This window comes from Chryseobacterium soldanellicola (genome assembly GCF_900100115.1).
GTDB classification, from domain to species: Bacteria; Bacteroidota; Bacteroidia; order Flavobacteriales; family Weeksellaceae; genus Chryseobacterium; species Chryseobacterium soldanellicola.
In genome coordinates this window covers 323,402-348,574 of the sequence record NZ_FNKL01000002.1, presented here as the reverse complement: position 1 = coordinate 348,574, position 25,173 = coordinate 323,402, and the positions used below count along the sequence as shown (strand labels likewise).

Annotated in this window: 22 protein-coding genes; 6 read left to right on the top strand and 16 right to left on the bottom strand. The window is 36.8% G+C overall.

All coding sequences use genetic code 11. The annotated features are described in order from the left end of the window. Window positions 1–25 precede the first annotated feature (25 nt). The 9 genes from rnhA to BLT04_RS06340 all read right to left on the bottom strand — a co-directional run bounded on the left by rnhA (window position 26) and on the right by BLT04_RS06340 (window position 11,157). Window positions 26–502 (bottom strand): ribonuclease HI, encoded by a 477-nt coding sequence (gene rnhA / locus BLT04_RS06380; protein ID WP_089754865.1) that lies wholly within the window; start codon window positions 500–502, stop codon window positions 26–28. A gap of 85 nt (window positions 503–587) precedes the next feature. Further along, window positions 588–2,165: a replicative DNA helicase gene (gene dnaB / locus BLT04_RS06375; RefSeq protein ID WP_089754863.1), complete on the bottom strand. Its 1,578-nt coding sequence runs from the start codon at window positions 2,163–2,165 to the stop codon at window positions 588–590. A gap of 140 nt (window positions 2,166–2,305) precedes the next feature. After that, complete coding sequence (locus BLT04_RS06370) at window positions 2,306–4,372, bottom strand: T9SS type B sorting domain-containing protein (protein WP_089754862.1); 2,067 nt, start codon at window positions 4,370–4,372, stop codon at window positions 2,306–2,308. 109 nt (window positions 4,373–4,481) lie between these two features. After that, entirely contained in the window at window positions 4,482–6,572 is a 2,091-nt protein-coding gene (locus BLT04_RS06365) for a T9SS type B sorting domain-containing protein (protein WP_089754860.1), read from the bottom strand. A gap of 90 nt (window positions 6,573–6,662) precedes the next feature. Continuing rightward, window positions 6,663–7,898, bottom strand: coding sequence for an MFS transporter (locus BLT04_RS06360; RefSeq protein ID WP_089754858.1), 1,236 nt, complete (start codon window positions 7,896–7,898; stop codon window positions 6,663–6,665). Window positions 7,899–7,991: 93 nt separating this feature from the next. Beyond that, entirely contained in the window at window positions 7,992–8,354 is a 363-nt protein-coding gene (locus BLT04_RS06355) for a hypothetical protein (protein ID WP_089754856.1), read from the bottom strand. A 69-nt stretch (window positions 8,355–8,423) separates the two neighbouring features. Then, window positions 8,424–9,923, bottom strand: coding sequence for a GH3 auxin-responsive promoter family protein (locus BLT04_RS06350; protein ID WP_089754854.1), 1,500 nt, complete (start codon window positions 9,921–9,923; stop codon window positions 8,424–8,426). A 129-nt stretch (window positions 9,924–10,052) separates the two neighbouring features. Further along, on the bottom strand, window positions 10,053–10,334 hold the full coding sequence (locus BLT04_RS06345) for a hypothetical protein (protein ID WP_089754851.1): 282 nt from the start codon (window positions 10,332–10,334) through the stop codon (window positions 10,053–10,055). Between the two features lie 430 nt (window positions 10,335–10,764). Beyond that, a complete protein-coding gene (locus BLT04_RS06340) occupies window positions 10,765–11,157 on the bottom strand; it encodes a hypothetical protein (protein ID WP_089754849.1) in 393 nt (130 codons plus the stop codon). Between the two features lie 257 nt (window positions 11,158–11,414). On the opposite strand from BLT04_RS06340, the gene mfd reads away from it, so the two are divergent. The 6 genes from mfd to pth all read left to right on the top strand — a co-directional run bounded on the left by mfd (window position 11,415) and on the right by pth (window position 19,112). Then, window positions 11,415–14,783 carry a transcription-repair coupling factor gene (gene mfd, locus BLT04_RS06335; protein WP_089754847.1) on the top strand — a complete coding sequence of 1,123 codons (3,369 nt, stop codon included), beginning with the start codon at window positions 11,415–11,417 and terminating at the stop codon, window positions 14,781–14,783. 135 nt (window positions 14,784–14,918) lie between these two features. After that, window positions 14,919–15,740: a hypothetical protein gene (locus BLT04_RS06330; RefSeq protein ID WP_089754845.1), complete on the top strand. Its 822-nt coding sequence runs from the start codon at window positions 14,919–14,921 to the stop codon at window positions 15,738–15,740. A 3-nt stretch (window positions 15,741–15,743) separates the two neighbouring features. After that, complete coding sequence (locus BLT04_RS06325) at window positions 15,744–16,556, top strand: hypothetical protein (RefSeq protein WP_089754843.1); 813 nt, start codon at window positions 15,744–15,746, stop codon at window positions 16,554–16,556. A 2-nt stretch (window positions 16,557–16,558) separates the two neighbouring features. Next, window positions 16,559–17,302 (top strand): hypothetical protein, encoded by a 744-nt coding sequence (locus BLT04_RS06320; protein WP_089754841.1) that lies wholly within the window; start codon window positions 16,559–16,561, stop codon window positions 17,300–17,302. 216 nt (window positions 17,303–17,518) lie between these two features. Continuing rightward, a complete protein-coding gene (locus tag BLT04_RS06315; protein WP_089754834.1) occupies window positions 17,519–18,451 on the top strand; it encodes a hypothetical protein in 933 nt (310 codons plus the stop codon). A gap of 97 nt (window positions 18,452–18,548) precedes the next feature. Beyond that, entirely contained in the window at window positions 18,549–19,112 is a 564-nt protein-coding gene (pth, locus tag BLT04_RS06310) for an aminoacyl-tRNA hydrolase (RefSeq protein ID WP_089755541.1), read from the top strand. Window positions 19,113–19,154: 42 nt separating this feature from the next. Here pth and BLT04_RS06305 read toward each other — a convergent pair whose 3' ends face one another. The 7 genes from BLT04_RS06305 to BLT04_RS06275 form a co-directional block, all read right to left on the bottom strand. After that, window positions 19,155–19,577 carry a hypothetical protein gene (locus tag BLT04_RS06305; RefSeq protein WP_089754832.1) on the bottom strand — a complete coding sequence of 141 codons (423 nt, stop codon included), beginning with the start codon at window positions 19,575–19,577 and terminating at the stop codon, window positions 19,155–19,157. A 242-nt stretch (window positions 19,578–19,819) separates the two neighbouring features. After that, window positions 19,820–21,412, bottom strand: coding sequence for a SulP family inorganic anion transporter (locus tag BLT04_RS06300; protein WP_089754830.1), 1,593 nt, complete (start codon window positions 21,410–21,412; stop codon window positions 19,820–19,822). A 141-nt stretch (window positions 21,413–21,553) separates the two neighbouring features. Next, entirely contained in the window at window positions 21,554–21,853 is a 300-nt protein-coding gene (locus tag BLT04_RS06295) for a hypothetical protein (RefSeq protein WP_089754826.1), read from the bottom strand. A 19-nt stretch (window positions 21,854–21,872) separates the two neighbouring features. After that, the gene (locus BLT04_RS06290; protein WP_089754824.1) at window positions 21,873–22,541 is read right to left on the bottom strand and encodes a carbonic anhydrase; all 669 of its coding nucleotides are present in this window, start codon (window positions 22,539–22,541) and stop codon (window positions 21,873–21,875) included. A 255-nt stretch (window positions 22,542–22,796) separates the two neighbouring features. Then, the gene (locus BLT04_RS06285) at window positions 22,797–23,354 is read right to left on the bottom strand and encodes a serine acetyltransferase (RefSeq protein WP_089754821.1); all 558 of its coding nucleotides are present in this window, start codon (window positions 23,352–23,354) and stop codon (window positions 22,797–22,799) included. 45 nt (window positions 23,355–23,399) lie between these two features. After that, the gene (locus tag BLT04_RS06280; RefSeq protein WP_170828439.1) at window positions 23,400–24,593 is read right to left on the bottom strand and encodes a glycosyltransferase; all 1,194 of its coding nucleotides are present in this window, start codon (window positions 24,591–24,593) and stop codon (window positions 23,400–23,402) included. Continuing rightward, entirely contained in the window at window positions 24,548–25,105 is a 558-nt protein-coding gene (locus BLT04_RS06275) for an acyltransferase (RefSeq protein WP_089754819.1), read from the bottom strand. Before BLT04_RS06275 ends, BLT04_RS06280 begins: the two co-directional genes overlap by 46 nt. Window positions 25,106–25,173 lie beyond the last annotated feature (68 nt).

Below are 25,173 nucleotides of genomic sequence, written 5' to 3'. Positions count from 1 at the left end.
TATAAATTAAAATGTAAAAAAGGAATTAAAAAAGCGAATTATTTTCGAGAGCTTCAAAATAAGTGTCAATTTCGAGGTTATTTGAAGCAGCCGCCGCAACGGCAAGCTTGTCGCAAAGCTCATTTTCAAAATGGCCCGCATGCCCTTTGATCCAGTGCATTTTCGGATTATGCTGATTATAAAGAACTACAAACCTCTGCCATAAATCAGGGTTTTTTACATTTTTCCAGCCGCGTTTTATCCAGCCTGAGATCCAGTTTTGATTGATCGCATCAGAAACATATTTGCTGTCCGTAAAAACATGAATATCATTTTCTGTCGATTTCAGCTTTTCTAACGCGGTGATGACAGCCAAAAGTTCCATTCTGTTGTTGGTGGTTTTCCGGAAGCCTTTTGAGAAGGTTTTCTGATAATTTTTTTCGGGAACACGCATGACAATTCCGTAACCGCCTTTTCCGGGATTTCCGCTGCATGCGCCGTCAGTGTATATTTCGATTCTCATTGATAAATTGAGGCTGAATTTTGTTTAAGGTAATTATTATTTTAGGTTTACATCTTAATCTCAACCTAAATCTTAGCCTTACTAATTAAAAAGGAAAATCATCCTCATCTTCAAAATCATTCATTGAAGATCCGGAAAGCTTCGAGCTGTCCGGTAAATCAAATGCCGCACCCGGTTGAATGGTCGTTTTAATTTTATCAAAACCGCTTGGTTCAATCATTCCCATGGAAGAATTTCCCATACCGCTTGCTGCTTCAATATTATCGAATTTTGCAAAATGTTTCAGGAAAGATAAACGTACGTCCGCGGTTGCCCCGTTTCTGTGTTTTGCGATAATTAATTCTGCCTGATTTTCTGTTGAGGTTTCCTGTCCTTCTTCGTCATTATCCCAAACGGTGATTTTATAATATTCGGGTCTGAAGATGAAAGAAACGATATCGGCATCCTGCTCAATGGCTCCCGATTCCCTCAAATCTGAAAGCTGGGGTCTTTTTCCCGGGCGCGTTTCCACACTTCTTGAAAGCTGGGAAAGTGCAATTACAGGCACGTTCAATTCTTTTGCAATTGCTTTTAATGAACGGGAAATCATCGAGATCTCCTGTTCACGGTTTCCGCCGCCTTTTCCGCCGCCACCTGCAGTCATTAGCTGAAGATAATCGACCATGATCAGCCTTACGCCATGCTGCATCACCAGTCTTCGGCATTTTGCACGGAAGTCAAATATGGAAAGGGAAGGGGTTTCGTCTATATATAAAGGGGCATTTTCCAATTCTGACACATTGGAAAACAGTCTTTGCCATTCTTCATCGTCAAGTGTTCCTTTTCTTAATTTTTCAGATGAAATTCTTGTTTCCGAAGCGATCATCCTTGTGATCAACTGTACAGAAGCCATCTCGAGAGAGAATAATGCCATCGGGATTTTGTGTCCAACTGCAATATTTCTTGCCATTGAAAGAAGAAAAGCCGTTTTTCCCATCGCGGGACGTGCCGCAATGATAATAAGGTCGGAATTTTGCCAGCCTCCGGTTTCTTTATCAACATCCCGGAATCCTGAAGGTACTCCGGAAAGTCCTTCTTTATCTTTCAGAGATTTAATGGTTTCAATAGCCTGTTTCACCAATGAATTGGCGGTGTCGAATCCTTTTTTGATCGTTCCGTTGGTGATTTCAAAAAATGACTGCTCGGCTTTATCTAAAAGTTCGAAAACGTCTGTCGATTCTTTATATGATGAATCAATTACGTTGGCTGAAACATTAATTAAGCTTCTTAAAATATATTTTTCAAGAATAACGCGTACGTGATATTCGATGTGAGCGGATGAGCTTACTCCCATCGTTAATTCAACAATATAATGATCACCACCGGCCTGACTTAGTTTTTCAGTCTTTTTCAATTCCTGAATAATGGTCATCAGATCGACAGGATGATTTCCTTCGTATAGTTTTAAAATCGTAGAAAAAATTACCTGGTGTCTCGGATCGTAAAAGACATCCGGAGTCAATAGGTCAATGGAATGATCAAGCCCTTTTTTATCAATCAAAAAAGTACCGATCACCAATCGTTCAAAATCTACTGCATTAGGAGGCATTTTTCCGTCAGCAATTGACAACTCTCTCGCGAAATTTCCGTGGGTAAGAGATGATAATGTTTCTTTCTGCGCCATGTTGCAAATATAGTTTATTTGAAAAATAATTTACTAACATTTTACTCGCAATCCTCTCAAAGTATGATCAACAGGCTTAAATTAACCAATAAAAAAATCACCCCAATATTGAGGTGATTTTTAAGTATTTGAATATTAAATTATTCTCTGTTTTTTACCAATACCCAGCCGTTGTATTTTGTCTGAGTGTTGTTTTTGTCACTTTCTGTCCAAGTGATGGTGTACCAGTATGTTCCGGTGATGATTTTCTTACCGCCTGATGTTCCGTCCCATGTGAAGTTTCTGATTTTATCAGCTTCATACAGTTTGTTTCCGTATCTGTCGTAAACTGTGAATACCAAATTTTTCTTGTAAGCTAACGCTGTATAATCAATCACATCATTTACATTATCTCCGTTTGGAGTAATTGCATTGATCAAATTTGGAACCGTAACCTGTACGTCAATCGGGTTACAGTCGTAAGAATCTTTTACGAAGATCTTATTTTCACCTCTCGGAAGACCTGTAAATACATTAGAATCCTGCCAAGTGATACCGTCTAGAGAGTATTTGTAAGGAGCTGTTCCGCCGTTTACGGTTACCGTAATGGTGTTGTTTGAAATGTCAAGATTTGTAATAACAGGCTGTTGTGAAGAATATACATTTACTATTTGTTTAGTATAGCATTTTCCTGTTTTTAATATTACCCAATAAGCACCTACCGGTACATTTGTAATAGCCTGAGTTGTTGCTCCCGTGCTCCATTGATAGCCGTCAAAACCTGGTCCTGCATCCAATGTAGTAGTGTCTTCTATACAGATCGTTTTATCTTTTAAGACAGAAGATTTAACAGGAGGCAGCACGATAAGATTGATTTTAGCGATTGCATAACATCCTTGAGTATTGGTTACCCTTACATAGACACCACCTGTTGCTGCTATATAGTTATTAGCAGGAATTATTTCGTTGGTCTGACTATTAGCATCAGCTAAAGTCTTATAAAACTTCTTAGTAATGCCTGTTTGTGAATTAACGCTAGCTGAAGTTAGATCAAAAACTGCTGTAGTAGTTGCTGTTTCAATATAACAAGATTCAAGAGTGGCATCATTTACAACAACTACAGGGAAGAATTTTAATGTGATTTTAGCATCATCCGTACATCCTTCGGCAGAAGTCACTAGAACAAAAACATCCTTTTCACCTGAAATATAGTTGGTGAGCTGATTTGCCGGGATCTGGTTTGTCCCTGCATTCATGTCTGCTAATGTAGGATAGTATTTTTTGGTTGAAGGAGGCCCAAATACGTTAGCAGCTGAAAGATTAAATGATCCCGTACCTGCACCATTATTGTTACATGCATAGATGATGTCATCTTTGGCGACGATATTTCCTTGCCTGAACTTGAATTTTCCGGTTTGGAAACATCCGTTGATCGGGTTATTCGGGTTGTTAGGATCCTGATATTTAATTCTATAATAATAAATGTCTGTACCGTTCACAAGAGCACTTGTAATAGGGCTGTTCCCTGTAATCGCATCATTAACGGTGGTGTGGTAAGTTACCGAGAAGTTTGGGTTACCATTTAAAATTCCTGAAGTTAATGTTGTAAAGTCAAATTGTGTCGGAAGATGACATTGTAAAATTTCGTTTGGTCCGCCCGGAGGTACAGAAGGAACGCCGGGAGTTATGAACGGGTGCGGAGTCAATGCAGGATCGTTGAATGCAGAAGTAAGCGTTGCAGTACCTGTCCATGTTAACGAAAATCCGTTTACCGTGCTTAAAAAGTTGTCAACAATAAGATAATATGTTTCTCCCGCTACCACATTCAGCGCAGCTTCCCAATATACAGAACCAGTCGGAGTAAGCTCCAGACCTGTGTTTCCCGTAGGAGAAGAGCCGGCATAGTTACATCTTATCGGTGCGCCTAGTGCGCCACAGTTGGCGTTTGGCCCGTAAACTGCAAAGTCGTAATCATCAGCATTTACGTTCGCATCGATCGTAAAAGCCAATGTACCGGAGGTGGCAACGGTAAAAGAATACCATACTGAGAAATTCTCATCCTGCAACAAACATCCGGGATTCGACAGGTCTTCCAATACGTTACCGGGCCCTGAAGGAGTATAAGAAATGTCTGAATTTCCACAAACCGGAATTGCTGTAATACAATCAGATTGTGAAAAATATAGTTGAGAGAGAAATAAAATAAAAACTAGTAATATTTTTTTCATTATAAGAAAATTTAATTTAACAAAAGTAACAAAAATAACGTTAATATGTAAAGAATAATTTTAATAAAAAAACCGCTTTTTAGGCGGTTTTTTCGTGAGTATTGCTGGTTTATTCTCTATTTTTAACCATTACCCATCCTGAATATTTGAATGGTGTATTCTTTTTATCGTTCTCATTCCATGTTACAGAGTACCAATATGTACCGGTAGAGACTTTTTTGCCTCCTGTTGTTCCGTCCCATTTGTATCCGTTGTGCTTGTCAGCCTGGAAGATTTTAGTTCCGTATCTGTCATAAATGTTGAAGATCAGATTTTGCTTACCTGCCAATGCAGAATAATCAATGACATCGTTTACTCCGTCACCGTTTGGTGTGATCACATTTACTAAATTAGGAACTACAATGGTAACATTAATTGGTTCACAATCGTAAGCATCTTTTACATATACAATTCCGTCACCTCTTGGCACATTATTGAATACGTTTGAAGTCTGCCAGTTGATATTGTCCATTGAATACTGGTAAGGAGGAGTTCCTCCGATTGCTGTTACCGTAACAACATTATTGGCAATATCGATATTGGAAATCACGGGCTGCTCGGAAGGATAAACTTTTACAGTTTGTGTAGAAATACACTCACCTGTTTTTAATTTAACCCAATAAGTACCAACGCCAACATTAGTGATAACCTGAGTTATTGCTCCTGTGCTCCATTCGTAAGATGCGAAACCAGGTCCTGCATCCAATGTTGTTTTATCTTCAACACAGATAATTTTATCCTGTAAAACTGTTGAATAAACCGGAGGAAGTACAATAAGATTCACTTTTGCTACACCGTAACAACCGTTTCCGTTGATGACTTTTACGTAAACAACACCGTTTGGTGCGATATAGGTTGTTGGGTTTGTAATTTCGTTTGTTGAATTTACGGCATCAGTTACAGAAGGATAATATTTTTTAGTAATACCTGTCTGAGTTGTTACCGCAGCAGCTGTAAGGTTGAAAGAAGCTGTCGAAGGATTTGATTCAATGAAACAAGATCTTAAAGTAGCTTCGGTTACAACAACAACCGGATAGAAGTTTAACGTGATCTGCGCTGAGTCAGAACATCCCTGAGGTGTTGTAACGTTTACAAAAACAGTTCCTGTTGAAGAAACATAATTGGCAGGGTTGAGGATCTCATTGGTATTATTATTGAGATCATTCATTGTAGGGTAGTACTTCTTAACAGACGGATTGCCATATACAGGCGCACTCGTTAAATCGAATATCGCAGTACCCATATTGTTATTGTTACATTCTGTTAATGTAGCATCGGATGCGGTAATATTTCCCTGTATAAATTTGAATGTTCCCGTCTGCTTACATTTGCTGATCGGGCTATTAGGGTTTACAGGATCCAGATAGCTTATACTATAATAATATACAGTGGTTGTATTAACTGTTTGCGGTGTCGTAATCGGGTTGTTCCCTGTAAGAGCATCATTAGAGCTTGTATGGTAAGATACTACGAAATTCGGGTTACCGTTAATAATCCCTGCAGATAAAGATGAGAAATCAAAAACTGCCGGATCAGCACAGATAATTACCTCGTTCGGCCCGTTTGGTGTCGCGCTAGGTGTTCCTGGCGGAATGAATGGATGTGGCTGAACAGCTGATGTAAACGGAGAAGATAAAGTAGCAGTACCACCCCAGCTCAATACAAAACCATTCGTATTTGCTGAGAAGTTGTCTACAATTAAATAATAAGTTTCTCCTGCGATTACGTCCAGGTATCGGCAAAAACCGTCACCTCCTGCACCTTCCGTCAGGTCGGTTGCCGTCATATTCAATCCTGTAAGTACTCCGCTTGCTGTTGATGCGTACGAGCATCTTAACGGAGATCCAAGGGCTCCACATTGTTTATTTGGTCCAAATACTGCCCAGTCATAATCCGTATTTGTAGGATTTGCAGGATTTACATTCGGAGTAATTAAAAATGTAAGAGTTCCGCTTGTTGAAGCTGTGAAGGTATACCATACAGAAAAATGCTCAAGAGAAAGACATCCGCCTCCCAAAGGGTTTTCTTGTATGTTACCAAATCCGCTGGGTGTGTAGGAAATGTTGGAATTCCCGCACACAGCAAGGGCTGAGCCACAGTCGGACTGTGCATAAGATATCTGAGATAAGATCATCAGAAAAATTAGTAAAATTTTTTTCATAAAGGGGAAATTTTATATAGCAAATATAAAAAATTATTAACGTTGAATTAAAGTTTTTAAGATTAATTTAATAAAATAGGTATTATTTATTTAATATTGCATTTTTCTCAATTTCGGATTGGTGCTTCCCACAATCAATGCAACAAGCACGGTCATGGTTCCTCCGAAGACTACTGAGCGCACAACGCCGAGCATTTTTGCCGCCAGACCGCTTTCAAATTGTCCCATTTCATTACTTGACATTATAAATATTGAGTTAACACTTAAAACACGGCCCCGAATATGATCCGGAGTTTTCAGCTGAACAATCGTTCCTCTGATTACAACTGAGATTCCATCGAGCATTCCGCTTAGCACTAAAAACATAAATGACAGCCAATACCAGCTCGACAGCCCGAATCCTATAATACAAAGCCCGAATCCCGTCACCACGGCAAGCAAAACTTTACCCTGGTTTTTTCTTAACGGAATTATTGATAAAATTGTGATAATACACATCGAGCCAATATCCGAAGCTGCATTCAGGAATCCGAAACCTTCTGCACCCACCTTCAAAATATCTGTCGCATACACCGGAATCATCGCAACCGCGCCTCCAAAAAGCACCGCAAACATATCTAAACATAAGGCTCCTAAGATTTCCTTTGTTTTAAAAATGTACGTAATACCTTCACGCATACTCTCTATAACGTTAACATTCTCTTTTTTGTATTCAGAATATTGTTTTTTTATTTGAAAAAAGAAGAAAGAGGCGAAAATTATTAATGAAATAATGACAACAAGCGTCCATTTTACACCAAAATAGCCAATTAAAAATCCTCCGACCGCATGTCCGCAAACAGAAGAAATAAGGAAAGTAGCCTGATTTAAAGTAACGGCATTAGGTAAATTTTCCTTTTTGACAATTTTCGGGATCATTGACGGAACGATAGGCCCGATGAAAGCCCTCGCAATTCCTGTAAAGAAAATGACACCGTAGATAAAATACGTGATCTGATGTCCCGTAAAATGCATCTGAACATTCAAAAATGCCGGAATTAATAATAATCCGATCAAAAAAACATAGGCATAATTACAGATAAGAAGAAGTCTTTTCTTTTCATTCATATCAATTACATGACCTGCATACAAAGCACAGCTTACTGCCGGAATAACCTCCGAAAGCCCGATCAGACCTATAGAAAAAGGATCTTTTGTTAATTGATACACCCACCATCCTAGTAAAGTAGCGAGCATTCTGAAGGCTAAGACAATAAAAAATCTTCCGGTAAGGAGATTTCTGAATTCAACATTTTGTAATGTTTGAAGCGGGGTAAACGAAATCATGCACAAAAATAGCCCTAAATATTTATTTAAGGCTATTCATATACTATATTTTCAAAAGATAAATCAAATATCTCCCGAAAGATAAAATCTATTTTAGTCTGCTCTTGAAGAGCTGATTACGATCGCTGCAACACCCGCTGCGCCGATGATTGTAGCTCCGATCGCTGTTTTTGCTTTTCTGCTGTCTTTCACAGCAGCAACGTTCGATTTAGGAATTACAACTGCTGTACTGTCTTTTTTACCGGCTGTTCCTACGATATTATCTCCTTCTATATTACGGAACAGCATTTTTTGTTTTGCTGAGCCATCTTTCATGGTTACCACATACATTCTGCCGGCTTCCAGATTAGAATAATCATTTTTTGAAGTATCGTCGGTATATTTTGTAGTCGCACAAGATGAGATTACGAATAAAGACGTCAGTAAAGATGATTTTAAAAGTACAGATGCTTTCATTATTATTTTTTAGTTTTCCAAATTTATAATTTTTTTCGAATATACGTTTCCGGAATTGAAAAAATGTGTTTAAAGTTTGTAAATTTCCAATAAATCTGCAATTTTTCTGTCATTTCCGAGCCGTGGTGTTTTATTTTGACCGCCTAATTTTCCCTGAGATTTGGCATATTCTTGGAATGCGTTTTTCTTTAATGAAGAAATATGAAGTTTTTGCAGAATATTTCCCGAGATCAGATCATCATAGTAATTGTTGCGTTTTCTCAGCTGATCGTCAAGCTCATTTTTAAATAAATCTAAATTTTCAGGTTCTTTTTCAAACTCAATAAACCATTCATGATAAGGAAGCCCTTCACTTGGATTAACTTGTGGCGCTAAATGAAATTCGGTAATCTGCGCGGGATATTTTTCTAAAGTGGCTTTCATAGCTTCCTCCACTTCAAAAGCAATGACGTGCTCACCGAAAGCTGAGGTAAAATGTTTCGTTCTTCCGCTTACCAGAATTCTATACGGATTTTTATCAATAAATCTCACAACATCGCCGATCGAATACGCCCACAATCCTGAATTTGTCGTTAAAATTAAGGCATAATCTTTATGAAGCTCTACCTCTTTTAAGGTTAATCTTCTTGCATCCGGTTTTCCGTATTCTTCCAACGGAATAAATTCATAGAAAATCCCATGATTGGTTAAAAGTAATAAGCCTTCTTTCGTATAATCATCCTGAAAGGCAAAAAATCCTTCCGAAGCAGGAAATGTCTGAACAATATCCACTTTTCCGGCTAATAATTCTTCCATTTTGTCGCGGTAAGGCTCATAATTAACACCACCAGTGACAATTAATTGAAGATTTGGAAAGATTTGCTTGATTTTTTTTCCACGTTTTTGAATTAATTTTTCAAAATACATAATCAGCCACGGCGGAATTCCTGAAATCAGCGTCATATTTTCGTTCTCGGTTTCCTCGACGATTTTATCAACTTTTGTTTCCCAGTCTTCTATAATATTGGTTTCCCAACTCGGAAGCCTGTTTTTCTGTAAATATTTCGGAATGTGATGGGCTACAATTCCCGAAAGCCGACCGGTTTTTATCCCAAAAACCTCTTCCAGTTCCGGACTTCCCTGTAAAAAGATCATTTTTCCTTTTACAAAATCCGAATTATTTTTCTTGGCAATATAATGGAAAAGCGCACTTTGAGCCCCTTTAATCTGAAAAGGCATTGCTTCCTTAGAAATAGGGATATATTTTGAGCCGGAAGTCGTACCGGAAGTCTTTGCAAAATATTCCGGAGTTTCTGTCCAGAGAATATTGGCCTGTCCGCGCTTTACTTTTTCGATGTAAGGTTTTAAATCTTCGTAATCGGCAACTTTTACCCTATCCTGAAAATCTTTAACGGATTTAATATTTTCAAAATCATGTTCCCTTCCAAAAAGAGTCTTTTTAGCAGTTTCAGTTAATGACAATAACAGATTTTCCTGATTCTTTTCTGAATTTCTCTTAAATTCTTCAGCCTTTTGGACATGCTTCTTTGCCCAAATCAGTGCCACATTTTTCTTGAGGAAGTTTAACATGCTTCAAATTTATAAATAACTGAAGAATTTGAGGTAATTTTCCAAAAATAAGCAACAAAAAAACCGATGAATGAGTGTACATCGGTTCTTCGAAATTTGATTATGAAAATAACAACTATAATGTTGAGTTTATTTATTTGCTTTGTATCTTTTGTCCGGCGTTCCGTCTTTTTTAAGATGTTGGTTTTCCTTATATCTTTTATCCGGCGTTCCGTCCTTTTTCATTTTTACTGCTGAAGGTGTTGTTGCCGGCTTTACGGTTGCTGCAGGTTTCGCTGCCGGAGCCGTTGTTGCTTTTACTGTTTTTACAGTTTGATGTGTTGTTTTAGTTGCTGTAGCGGGCGCTGTCTGTTGAGCAGTTGCAAGTCCCAGTCCTAATACGAATGACATTGCTGCGAATAATTTTTTCATATGGATTGTTTTTTATTTGTTTTTCTTAAGTCAAAGTTATGCAAAAACTGAGCTGGAAAATCTATGTTGTAGAAACTTAACTAAAGTTTATTACAGATTAAAAAAAGATTAAATATGTTTTTAAATCAATAGGAGCGGGCTTTAGCCCGTTTACATAATGCCGCCAATTCACTGGCTTTAGCCAAAACTTATAAATAAGCCATAAAATCATGAGAAATATTTGTAAAGCATGTCTTCGATGTAAGTAAGAATCTATTTTCAATGATCTAAGATTTCTTTATTTTTGATTTATAATAATAGGATTGCATCCTATTCTGAATTAAATCGTCCCTTCGGGACTCTTTAATTTTTCCGAAAAACCAATGGCCATAAAAAACCTGCTTTCCCTCAAAAGAAAAAGCAGGTCCTAACATAAGTATGAAAAGTTGGTTTAGCGCGTACAGTTGGCTGTCCACGTACGACCGTCTTTTATATATAATATTTTTAATTCATTATTGTCAATTCTGATGTATGAAGTTCCGTTTGAACCTACCATTACTAGCGTGTGATCGCCTTGCTGCTCAAATTCAACCCCGTTAAGATCCGGAATTCCGTTTGAAAATCCGAAATTATATTTTGTTCCGCTCGCAATTTTTGTTACAAAAACGCTTCCGTCTCCGGTGCTGATGTCACTGCTGTCGTCATGATACGAAATACTCCCTCGGTAAGTCCCCGCAAAAAAGTCATTGTTAGTAGGGTCATCATCATCACTGCATGAAGTAATTGCCGTGACAGCAAAAAATACTAACAAAAACATCCCTAAAATTCTAATTGTCTTTTTCATAATACTATTTCTTTAATGGTTTACTGTGTTGGTTAAATTTTTCAAACATTGTGCCATGACGGAATTATAGATTTTTTTTAACTGTTAATTAGAAATTTTAGTAAAAAATTAAGAATTAGCAAGCTTTCAAGGTTTTATTTTAAATTTTGAATAAAAGGGAATGCTTTTAAAAAGAAAAAAATATCCTTACCTTTGTGTAAATCAAACGGTTTCGGGAAGTCTCGAAATCGCTTTTGTCGTTTATACTGTTACTATTTATGCAATTAAAAACCATCAACGAAAAATTCCTTCCTGATTTGCTTCAAAAAGAATTCGGAAAAGAAATTTTCACCCAACTGGAAAATCATCAACATATTTCTGTAAAAGGAAGTGCGGGATCGTCGGCTTCTATTTTTGCAGCTGAGCTTTTTTTGACACAAAAGAAAACCATTCTTTATTTAATTGATGACAAAGAAGATGCTTTGTACATCAATACGGAAATGGAAGATCTTTTGGGAAATGAGAAAGTGCTTTTTTTCCCCGCGACGCATCTTGAGCCGTATCAGGTTGAGAAAACGCAAAATGCCAATCTGGTTTTAAGAACCGAGGTTTTACATAAAATAAATTCCGGCAAGTCTCCGAAAATTATTGTGGCTTATGTTGGTGCTTTGTCTGAGAAAGTTTTAAAGAAAGAAGATTTTAAGGCCATTTCGCATCATATTAAGGTTGGTGATCAGCTTGACTTTGATTTTGTGGATGAATTGCTGAATCATTACAGTTTTCAGCAGGCAGATTTTGTTTCGGAGCCAGGAGAATTTTCCGTGAGAGGAGGAATTGTAGATGTTTTTTCTTATTCAAATGAAAAGCCGTACCGTATCACTTTCTTCGGAAATGAGGTTGAAAGCATTAAAACTTTTGATATTGAAACACAGCTTTCAATTGATAAGATCCAGGAATTCCAATTGGTCTCCAACATGAATTTTTCTGTGACGGGGATTAGGGTTTCGTTGTTGCAGCTATTACCGAAAGACAGTTTTGTGGTTACAAAAAACGCTGTTGTTGGGATTCAGAAGATAAAAGCTTTTTACGAAAAATCTCTTGAAAAATATGATACTTTAAATAAGGATATTGCCCACCGCGCGCCACAGGAATTATTTATTTCTGATCAGGAATTTTTATTTGATTATAAAAAATTTAAAACAATAGATTTCAGCAGTGTTTCGATTGAAGGAATAAAAGAAATTGGTGAAGTAAAAATCAATCAGACTGCACAGCCGTCATTTCATAAAAATTTTGAATTATTAATTGAAGATCTAGAAGAAAAGCAGCAAGAAGGTTTTGATACCTGGATTTCTTTTTCCGGCGAAAAGCAAAAAGAAAGACTGGAGTCAATTTTTGAGGAATTGGAGCATGAGCTTCCTTTTAAAAGTTTTAAATCCGAGCTTCATGAAGGTTTTGTAGATCTTGATCACAAGCTTTTGGTTTATACTGATCACCAGATTTTTGACCGTTACCAACGATATAAAGCGAAAAATAATTTTGCAAAATCCGAGCAGCTGACTTTAAAAGATCTAATGTCATTAAAAGTCGGAGATTACATCGCTCATATCGACCACGGAATAGGAAAATTTATGGGATTGGTAAAAGTAAATAATGATGGGAAAATTCAGGAATGCTTTAAATTAACCTATAAAAACGGAGACTTATTATATGTAAGCATTCATTCGCTTCATAAAATTTCAAAATACAACGGCCCGGACGGAAGAGAAGTTGTTTTGAGCAAACTTGGCTCACCAGCCTGGAAATCTTTAAAGCAAAAAACAAAGGCCAAAGTAAAACAAATCGCTTTTGACCTTATACAATTGTACGCTCAGAGAAAAACGGCGCGGGGTTTTGCATTTACACCCGATTCTTATCTGCAGAACGAGCTGGAAGCAAGCTTTATCTACGAAGATACGCCCGATCAGGAAAAAGCAACCATTGACGTAAAAAGAGACATGGAAGCCGAAACCGTAATGGACAGACTGGTTTGTGGAGACGTAGGGTTTGGTAAAACGGAAGTTGCGATCCGTGCTGCTTTTAAGGCTGCAACAGATGGAAAGCAGGTCGCAGTATTGGTTCCGACAACGATTCTGGCGTTTCAGCATTACAGAAGCTTCAAGGAAAGATTGAAAGATTTTCCGGTAACTATTTCTTATCTGAACAGATTCCGTACCGCTAAACAGAAATCTGAGACTTTAGAAGCTTTAAAAAACGGGAAAGTTGATATTATTATTGGAACGCATCAATTAGTAGGAAGTGGTGTTAAATTTAAAGATCTTGGATTATTGGTTATTGATGAAGAGCATAAATTCGGGGTTTCTGTAAAAGATAAGCTGAAAACCATTAAAAATAATGTCGACACACTTACATTAACCGCAACACCGATTCCGAGAACATTGCAGTTTTCTTTGATGGCTGCGAGAGATTTATCGGTAATTAAAACACCGCCGCCAAACAGACAGCCGGTTGAAACCCAGTTAATTGGATTTAACGAAGAAATTATCCGTGATGCGGTTTCGTATGAAATTCAAAGAGACGGCCAGGTTTATTTCATCAATAACAGGATTGAAAATCTTAAAGATATTGCAGGACTGATCCAGCGTTTGGTTCCTGATGCAAAAGTAATTATCGGCCATGGCCAGATGGAAGGAAAACAGCTGGAGAAAAACGTTCTCGACTTCATGGAAGGTAAATATGATGTTCTGGTTTCCACAACAATCGTAGAAAGTGGAGTAGACGTTCCGAATGCTAATACGATTTTCATCAATGATGCGCACCGTTTCGGGATGGCAGATGTTCACCAGATGAGAGGAAGGGTGGGACGAAGCAACAGAAAAGCTTTTTGTTATCTGATCACACCACCTTATGATATGATGACTTCCGATGCGAGGAAACGTCTGGAAGCAATTGAGCAGTTTTCTGATCTGGGAAGCGGTTTCCAGATTGCGATGAAGGATCTTGAAATCCGTGGTGCAGGAGATTTATTGGGAGCAGAGCAAAGCGGATTTATTAATGAAATGGGTTTTGAAACCTATCAGAAATTAATGCAGGAAGCTTTGGAGGAATTAAAGGACGATGCGGAATTTGAAAATCTTTTCGAAAATGAAGAGGAAAGAAATAAATTATTCAAAACAGTAAAAGAAGTCAATATTGATACCGATCTGGAGCTGATGCTTCCGGATTCCTATATATCAAGCACGGAAGAAAGATTATTGCTTTATCAGAAGATCGCTGAGATTGATAATGAGAAAGATTTACTACAATTTGAGTCAGAATTAATAGATCGTTTTGGAAATTTACCAAAAGAAGTTAAAAATTTATTAAAAAGTGTTGCACTAAAATGGTTGGCTGCAGACATTGGTTTTGAAAAAATTGTCATGAAAAACGGTATTTTTTTAGGTTACTTTCCGGCCAACCCTCAGGACAAATTTTATCAAACCAACAAGTTTAGACACATTATCAACTACTTAACCCGAAACCCTGCGGAAGCCCAACTGAAGGAGAAAGTCGGCAAGGACGGAAATCACCTTATGATGAGAAAAGACAAAATAATAAATGTCGATGAGGTGAATAATCTTCTGAAATCAATCCTCGAAAATGAATAAATAATTCCACACAGTAGGAAATAAGTCCACTTTTGCCGTTATGATTTATATCATGTAAATAGCTTATTTCTATTACTTTATAAGGATGAGGTCTACTTTTTTGATTAAAAATTTATTACCTTTGCAGCCCTTATTATGAAAAAAACTGTGTATTTATGTGTAGCAGGACTTTGCTCAGTCTTCGCACACGCTCAAGTGGGAATTAGAACGAGTACCCCTAATTCAACTCTCGATATCAACGGGAAAACCACACTGAGGAAAGAACTTAGAGTCGGCGGTACTTCAAGCCAGGTAGGAAATGCCGGGCAAAATGGCCAAGTATTGGTTTCTCAGGGAGAAGGTTTGCCTCCTGTCTGGAAATCATTGAATGTTACCTTTCTAGAGGAAGGACAGTACAGATTGATCAATTCGTATCTGTCATCGGATCAAACTGGGATTTCAGCGCTTTCAAATGGTGTAGCGGGTGATAATGTGCTGAAAAACAGCATAGGAGATCAGCTCACCGATCAGACCAAAGGAAAGTGGTCGAAAATTAGCGGATTAGAGAATAATTTCACTGTTAAAGAAACTAAAAATAAACTGACCTATCAGTTTCAGACAGGTGTTGAAATGAAATCTACATCAGCAACAACCTCTCAAAATATAAGCTTTGCTTGTGGGATTTTCAGAAATGGCAGACTGGTAGCGGTACGCCCCGATGAGATTATTACCACCAATAATACCGATAAGCAAGGTATCCAGGATTATATTTTTACCCTTAATTATTCAGAACAAGACGTTCCTGTAGGTGTACAAAAGGTAGAAGTAGCATGCAGAAAAATTGAAGCATCCAATAACAATGCTCAATTTACGATCGGGCGTAATGTCTCGAACACAAACAATGTTTCTAATGCATTTACCTTAGAATCTATTGTCAAAATAGATCTTATTGAATATATAACCTACAAAACAAACTAAATAATGAAAAAAATATTACCTATCCTATTCATGACAATAGGATTGTCTCTTTCTGCTCAGATCGGAATAAAAACAGAGAGTCCAAAAGCAAAATTAGACGTCAACGGAGATACAAATCTTAGAGGTAAGATTGCCGTTTTAAATACAACAGATAACTCCCTTTTTGAAGGAAATAACTCTCAGGTTCTTGTTTCTCAGGGAGATGGAAAGCCACCCGTTTGGAAGGCGCTTCGCATCCCGGAATATGAAGCTAATCAATATTATCTGATCTTTAACAACTCTTTTTCTGATAATACCGGAGTAAAATTTACCGCTGCAGAAGAGTCTACCATTACATCAAGAGCAGCAACCTTTACAAAAGGAACTGCCTACAGTAATTTTTCCAGGTTTAAAAAAATAACGGCCCTTTCACAGCCGATTAATGTTTACAGCACACAAAGCAAAACGTACTTTCAGTTTGAAACTGTCGTTCAGGCAAATTTCCCGGGCGCCGGAAATACGGATACTTCAATTGATTATGCCTGCGGAATTTTTGTCGATGATAAATTGGTTAATCTAAGACAGAGAAATTTAAAAGCAAGTACTTCAGACAATACATTTATCACACATAACCAGATCGGGATTATTGAAAACCTTTCAAAAGGGCAGCATACGGTGAGTGTGGCATGCTCAAGACTTAAATCTTACAATACGGATAACATTACCTTAGGAATCGGGATCAACGTAGCAACGAATATCGACTCTTTTATCACACAATCTTCCCTTAAGGTTGATGTATATGAAGTTCCTGAAGTATTTAACACCATTACAAACTAATTATGAAAAAAATATTTCTAGTAACAACACTATTACTTGCCGGCATTTTTAACGCCCAGATCGGAATCAATACCCCTTCTCCTGTAAACACACTGGATATTAACGGAGATTTTAATGCAAGAAAAGAAATCAGAGTAGGAGGTACAAATACAGTGAAAGGTTCAGCCGGAGCAGCCGGAACAATCTTCCACAATAACACAGATTTAGGAACAAATGACTGGAAATCAATAAAAGTAGCAGACGGGCTTACCAGCATGTCACTTTTTTCAATGAATACGGTTGCTGATAAAACAGGAGTCAGCTTTTCAGGAAATAATGGCTCTACATCACCTTATGCCGTAAATGAAGCTCTTGGCTCAGGATGGACGGTTTTACCGGACGCTACAGATGTATTTTCCGTTACAAAATCTACCAATAAAGTAACGTTTACATTTCAGACAACAGCGCAGAAAACAGGCAATAATAATTCATCAACAAGTTTTGCCTGCGGAATTTTTGTAGACGATAAGCTGAAAGCCGTAAGAACAGACGTAGTTCTGGGAGGTGACGGAACAAATAAGATTTTTAATCTGAATGCAACGTTAACAAATCTTCCTGTAAAAAATAATTACTCTGTAAAAGCAGCTTGTGTAAAAAGAAATCTTAATTCCGGAACATTAGGATTGGGAAGAGCCGTAAATACTACCTATCTGAATTCAGATATGTCACAATCTATATTAACGACGTCGGTTTTGCAACCTTACTAAGTTTTCATATATAAATAATTGTAAAATCTAAAAGTTCAGGCTTTTAGATTTTTTTAGCCTTAAATTGATATGATCCGTTTTTTAGGAAAGTACTAAAAATCTTATTAAGGCGTTATAATGAAAATTACAATTATTAGTTTTACGAGAATATGAATAAAAATATAATTTTTATGCAAAAAAAAATTATATTTGTGGAAAAATAAACAATCCCCTGAAATGAAACGATTTTTATATTTTATTTTACTGTTAGCAGGTTTTTCTTCTATACACTCATGTAAGGATATGCTGGATGAGGATGGGAATCCATTAATTGATCTGAATAACAATACCGGATTAAACGGGCCTAGAGCATTATATAGGGAGATTACAGATGCAGATACATTGGCGGAATATCATTATAACGGGTTGGCAATGACCAAAGTACTTACCCCGGGGATCGAAGACCGATCTGTTACCGATGTCATGTACAGCGGTGACAAAGTAAGCAAAATCTCTTACAGAGGTCATTTAGACGGCGATAAAGACGGAGATCCGGATATAGACAGCACTTCATACACTCAATTATTTACGTACGGAAATTCAGGAAAATTAGAATCTATCTCTGAAAACCGTGAAACGATTATTATTGACCTTACTCCGACTCCTCCGACGGTAACGATAAGAAAAACTAAAACTTTATATAAGCTTACCTACAGCACGACAACTGATAAGCTGGAGAAAATCGTTATGCAGACAGGTGAAGAGGTACCAGCCGTGCCGTTTGAATATAAAAATTATTCTGAAACAACCTATACCTATACAGGAGATAATGTTACTAAAGTATTAAGAAACTACGGGCCTATGACCGGCGGCAGTGTTTTTGGAGCACCTGTGAGTAAATATAGCTATGAATTTTCCAATTATGATGATAGAATCAGCCCATTCTCGCTATTACCGTTTGCCTATAAAATTTCAAGAATTTTGTCTGCATCAGAGACGAATGATTCAGAGAGTTTTATTCTATCTCCGAACAGCCCGAAAAGAATGGCAATAACGGATCTTGTACCTCCTGTTCCGACTCCGACGGTATTCAGTACAGATTACAATTACGATGTTCAGACCTATATGACGAAAGGATTTGGGGTTAATTATATTTATAAGCCTTTATAGAATTATAGAAAACAATTTTTAAATAATATATAAAACTCAATTCTTTTCGGGATTGAGTTTTATATTTTTAATGCCTAATTTTGCAAAAAATTTCTCAATGAAATATTTAATAGTCGGTCTTGGAAACAAAGGTCCGGAATACGAAAATACACGTCACAATATAGGTTTTAAAGTAGCGGAAAAAATTGCGGAGACTTTAGAGGCTCCTTTTAACACTACTAATTTCGGCTGGATGGCAGACGGAAAATACAAAGGAAGAAGAGTTTTAATTTTAAAACCGGATACCTACATGAATCTTTCCGGAAATGCAGTGAGATACTGGATGCAAAAGGAAAATATCCCGTTGGAAAACGTTTTGATCGTTACCGATGATCTTGCATTGCCGTTCGGAACGTTGAGGTTAAAAGGAAAAGGCTCTGATGCAGGCCATAACGGACTTAAAAATATTAATGAAGTCCTACAGACACAAAATTATGCAAGGCTTCGTTTTGGCATCTCTGCGGAGTTCTCAGAGGGCAAACAAGTCGACTATGTGCTCGGAACCTGGAACGCAGAAGAGTCTGAAAAGCTAGCCGAAAGAATTGATCAGTTTTCTAAAGCAGCTTTGTCATTTGTTTTTGCTGGGATTAATAATACAATGTCAGCTTTTAATGGGAAATAAATTGAAATTTAATATGACAAACGTCTATCTCAGGAGGTTTTACTATTTATAAACAACAATATCTTTTATGATTTTCTTTGCGAAAAAGTTCTTTTCAGTTAATGTAAAGCTATAATTATGTTCCTGTTCAGAGAATTCTATGGGAGTGGTCGGTGTAGGATCTGCTTTCCATTTGATGACTAAAGTCACTTCTTTGCCGGAATTTATATCTTTATCAGAAAATGTGAATAATGTACTTGGTAAAGGGTTATTCGGATCATCTTTTAAATCAGATTTAGACTTTTTAGGCTGCAATTGAGTCATGTCTTTTAAAAGTAATGAAAAAGTTTTTCCGATATATTTTTCTTTATTAATTTCAAATTTTTTAGCATAAGCCAATGTATCACTTACGGTCTTCTGAGCCTTTGAAAAACCATTCAGGAACAGCAGAATTCCGGCCAGAAGTATTTTTATCTGTATTTTCATGAGTTTATTTCAACATAATTTTGAACATCAAAAGTAGGTATTTTTAAAAAGGATTCAATTGGGATTTTAGTTAAAACTTAATTAAAAAATCTTTATGTTGAAGATTCTTCAATCCACTTCATTTTCTTTCGGAAGAACAATAATCATTAATAATAAAAGACCACCGAAAATCCGATGGTCTTTCTGTTGTACTTTTAAAAAAAATTAATTTCCAATCTATCTAACTATAACATTCTCAGTATTTACATGGCCCTTCTGTGCGTGATGACAATGTGAGAATCTTCATCTGTTTCATAGTCTTTGTATGATGTTTTGAAACCTAAAAGCTCCACATTGATATCTTCTTCTTTTGCCCTTATATTGGCAAAATCCTGAATCATTTCCAGGACATCCGTCGCAATATATGACGTGCCTCTTGCGTCAATAATAACGTTAGAATTAGCCTTAATATTTTTCAAAGTTTTTTTGATGGCAGCTTTATTTAAAAATGAAACCTCTTCAGCCAGTTTGATGGTAATTTCATCTGCATCATCCAGCTTTTCCCGGCTTAAATAATAAGCACGCTTCATGTTTCCCTGTAAAATGTAGAAAATAGAGATCGCAAGACCAATTCCTACACCTTTTAATAAATCTGTTGCCACAACTGCCACAACCGTCGCCACAAACGGAATAAACTGGAATTTTCCTAAATGCCAGAAATGCCTGAATGTAGCTGGTTTTGCTAATTTATATCCCACCAGAATCAAAACAGCCGCCAATGTAGCCAACGGAATCAGGTTTAGCAATACAGGAATTGAAAGCACACAAATCAACAATAAAACGCCGTGAATGATCGCAGAGGATTTTGATGTTGCTCCGGCATTCGCGTTCGCAGAACTTCTTACCACAACCGAAGTCATCGGAAGCCCGCCAATAAATGAGCTTACCAGATTTCCGATTCCCTGTGCTTTTAATTCCAGGTTGGTATCTGTAATTCTTCTCTGTTTGTCTAATCTGTCGGATGCCTCGATACAAAGTAAGGTTTCGATAGAAGCTACAATCGCGATGGTTGCTCCCACGATCCAGACTTTTGGATTGGTAAATCCGTTAAAATCGGGTAGGGTAATCAGATTTTTAAAATCGTCCAGAGATTGCGGAACCGGTAAGGAAACCAAATGCTGGGGTGCGATGGCTAACGAACTTCCCGTCATTTTGAAAAGCTCATTCAGTAAAATACCTGCAACTACGGCAACCAAAGCGCCCGGAAGCATTTTCATTCTTTTTAAAACCTGAATTTTGTCCCATGCAATAAGAATCGCAACGGAAACCAAAGTTACAACAATTGCTCCCGGATGAATCGCCCCTAATAGTTCTGTAAAATATCCGAAGTTTAGTCCGTTATCAAAAATTGATTCGTGACCTTCGTAATCCTTATCAAATCCCAGAGCGTGCGGAACTTGTTTTAAAATAATAATGATGCCAATAGCGGCAAGCATTCCTTCAATAACGTTATTCGGGAAATAATTGGAAATGCTTCCTGCTCTTATAAAACCTAAAACCAATTGAATAAGACCTGCAATGATCCCTGCGCAAAGAAAAAGCTCGAATGCGCCAAGATCGGTGATTGCCGTTAAGACAATTGCCGTTAAACCCGCTGCAGGACCGGAAACTGAAATATTCGAGTTGCTTAAAGATCCTACAACCAAACCGCCGACAATACCCGCAATAATTCCGGATAAAGGGGGCGCTCCCGATGCCAGTGCAATTCCTAAACATAAGGGAAGTGCCACTAAAAATACAACGAGACCTGAAGGGAAATTCTCCTTGATTCCTCCTAATAAAGATGTTTTTTTCATGATGTGAAAACTGCTGTGAAATACAATTGAGCTATTTGTCTTTAAATAATTCAATTATAAAAGATTGGAAATTTAATTTTAAAGCACACGGATCCGATATCAGATCTGATATGAATTCCTGTTAAAAATAGTTGCGATAAATTAAGCTTCCGGAGGCGGAGAAAATATAGTGAGTAAAGGCGAAAGATGAAAAGAATCATCTATCAGCACAAAAGACCTGCCCTGAATATCAGGCTCAAAAAACTTCAGATAATCAAATACATCTAAAGTTTTTGGAAGCGTCTTTTCGTAAACAATTAAAGATGTTGGGTGAGAATGCGGCTCTTCTTCATTGATTATTACATTGGTTCTCTGCAGATCCCAACCGAAAACCGCAGCCATACCCGGTAAAGCTGTGAAGTTTAGGAAAATCAGTAATGTAATAATACTCCAGAATTTCATGTTACATTTTTTAGAAAAACTATTGGGTCTTTCTGCTCATTACCCAGTCAGAACTTGTAAGATTGTAGATTTTTTGGATGTCTTTCAAGATTTTCTCGAAATCAATCTTAAGATCGATAATTTTACCTGTTCTAAGGTCAAAAACCCAGCCGTGAACTACAGGATACTCTTCCAGGATGTATCTTTCCTGCACACAGGCCATTTTAATTACGTTGATGCACTGTTCTTGTACGTTTAATTCTACAAGTCTGTCATAACGTTTACCTTCATCTTCGATAGCGTCTAATTCTGCCTGGTGTAATCTGTAAACATCACGGATGTTTCTCAGCCAAGGATTCAATAATCCTAAATCCTGAGGCGTCATCGCTGCTTTTACACCTCCGCAATTGTAATGCCCGCAAACAATAATGTGCTTCACCTTTAAATGCTCTACAGCATATTGAATAACAGCTGTTGAGCTCATATCCAGGGTGTTAACCACATTGGCAATGTTTCTTGTTACAAAAACTTCACCCGGTTGCGTTCCCATTAATTCTTCTGCAGTAACTCTGCTGTCCGAACATCCGATGTATAAATAATCAGGATGCTGGGTTTTTGCTAATTCTTCGAAGAAAGACGGGTCTTTTTCAATTTTAGATTCTACCCATTTTTTGTTGTTTTCGAAAATAGCCTCGTACGATTGTGACATAAATTAAAAATTTAAAGTTTATAATTATTTATTTCGTTTAAATTATTTTCAAAATCAATAGACTAAATCAATAATCATACAAAAATATAATTTTTAATGAAAAAGAAATCATTTTTAACAAAGTTTAATATTAAAATATGCTTAAAATCATATGATAAAAAAAACGTATTACAATTATTGAGGCTATACAATATTGAAATTCAGCATAAAAATACAAACTCTTAATAAAAATACAAAAAATCAGAATTATATGTTTTACACTGTATGATTAATATAACCTTCGGTAGCATTTTCGGCCTCATATATTTTTCCGGGATTCCCCATAACGACAGAATTTGCAGGAACATCAAAATTTACATAAGAATTTGGCGCAATTAGAACATTATTTCCAATTGTAACGCCTCCTACAATTACAGCGTTGGTGCCGATCCAGACTTGATCAGAGATCGTGGGAAAACCTTGATTTTTGCCGCGATTTTGTTGCCCGATTGTTACACCTTGTGCGATATTGCAGTTTTTTCCGATTTTAACTTTTGGATTAATGACCAAACTTCCCCAATGGCCAAGATAAAAACCTTCTCCAATCTCTGTTTCAGGGTAAATCTGGAAGCCGTATTTTATTTGATGATGCCTTAAAACCATTCTCCAAAATACACCCAACAAAGATTTTTTCTTATACTGCTGGGTTTTTCTTAAAATGTAAATAAAATGAAGATTCGGATTGATACATTTTGCCCAAATTTCAAATGTTGAAAGCCATTTTCCACTTTCACGGTAAAAATCTTTCTGAATGATAGAGTATTTTTCTGCCATAAGACAAATGTAAAGTTTTTGAATTAGCTTAAAATGAACAAAATATTATAATTCATCTATAATCGAGGATATTTTACTTACAGAATTTTCAAGATTAAAAGGCATTTCATAGTCTTTCAGCTTTTCGGAATATTGGGTAAATTTTTCCGGTTCCGACAGCGCCTTTTTCATTCCTTCATAAATTCCCTCCTCAGAATTTTCAACAATTAATCCTAATTCACCATTCTTAAGCATTTCATGCGCTCCGGAAACTTCAGTTGAAATAATTTTCTTTTTTAACGTGATCGCTTCAAATAAAACCGTCGGAAAACCTTCGTATCTCGAACTTAAAATATAAAAATCCGCATTTTTAAAATAAGGATAAGGATTGTCTGTAAAGCCCAGCATGGTTGCGGTTGCATCAACACCAAGATCAGTTTTCAATTTCTTAATGTTTTCAAAATCATATCCGTCACCGACAATTAAAACATGGTGCTTAAAGCCTTCATCAATAAGCTTTTTATGAACTCTCAGAAGCCTGTCAAATCCCTTTTGCGGAAATACCGTTCCCACAGAAATAAAAGTCGGAAAAGTAGAGTTAAAAGTATAGTTTATAACCGGTTTTTCAGCCTTATGTAAGAATTCTTCGGTATCCAAAGGATTGTAAATTCTTACTATTTTGTTCTTTTCGGAGTCGTTTTTAGCTAAATTTAAAAACAAATGTTCAATTTTTTCAGAAATCACCATGATTTTGTCAAATCCGAAAAACTTACGGATTTCTTCATCTGTATATCCTTTTACCAGAGAAAGGTCATTGTGGATCCAGACAATTTTTTTTGAGCTTTTTAAAGGTGAACCTAAAATTTCATCACGCATTCCGTGGATTGCGGCAAATTCTATATCATATTTTTTATTCTGAAGCTTGCCTTTATATAAAAGATTGGGGAATTTTTTTAATGTTCCCTGATAAATCACCCGGGCTGCTTTTTTAGGAATTTCGTGCGGCCGGTTGGTCGTGATCATTTCTCCTTTATGAAGGTAAAGAATAGTAATCCAATCCGGAACTTCCGGTAAATATTTCCCCGAATATAAATTTAATAGCAAGTCGATTTCATACTTGTCTTTGGGAAGGTTTTTTAGAAAAGTGACCAATACTTTTTCGGCACCACCATGACGCAAAGAGCCGATACGAATAAGAATTTTCTTTTTTTGCACTATTTTGCAGTTTTGAATTTTTCCGGTAAATTCAGCTTCAGCCATTGGTTTAAGCTTTTTCTGTCTTTTTCCAATTCCATAGGATAATTAACCGTTGTTTTTTTCAAAACATCAGCATAATCTTCGATTTCACAAACATATTTTGCAGGATTTCCGGCATATACAGTATGTTCCGGCATAGATTCCGACAAAACCGAATTGGCACCTAAGACACAATTGTCACCAATTTCTACATCCTGCAATATCACAGAATTGCTTCCTATAGCACAGTTTTTACCAACTTTTATGCGGCCAAAGTTTCTTACCTGCTCGTAGCCTTCCAGTTTTCTTATGTTGATTGTGGCTCCGGAATGCGTTACAAAAGTTACTCCTGAAGCAATTCTTGTTTCGTCGCCGATTTCAACTAAAAAAGGTTCGGAGCCAAAGGAAACATTATTTCTTACCACAGCATTTTTACCCAGCTTTAAGCCGTTTCCGATGCAAACCTTCAGATAAACAGAATGTTGCAGGTCCTGAATGGTGGTGGAAATTTTATTTAAAATTTTATATATCATCATAGTGAAGCAAAAATAGAAATTATTTTATAAATTTGGTCGCTTAAAATATGAACTAAACACAAACAATT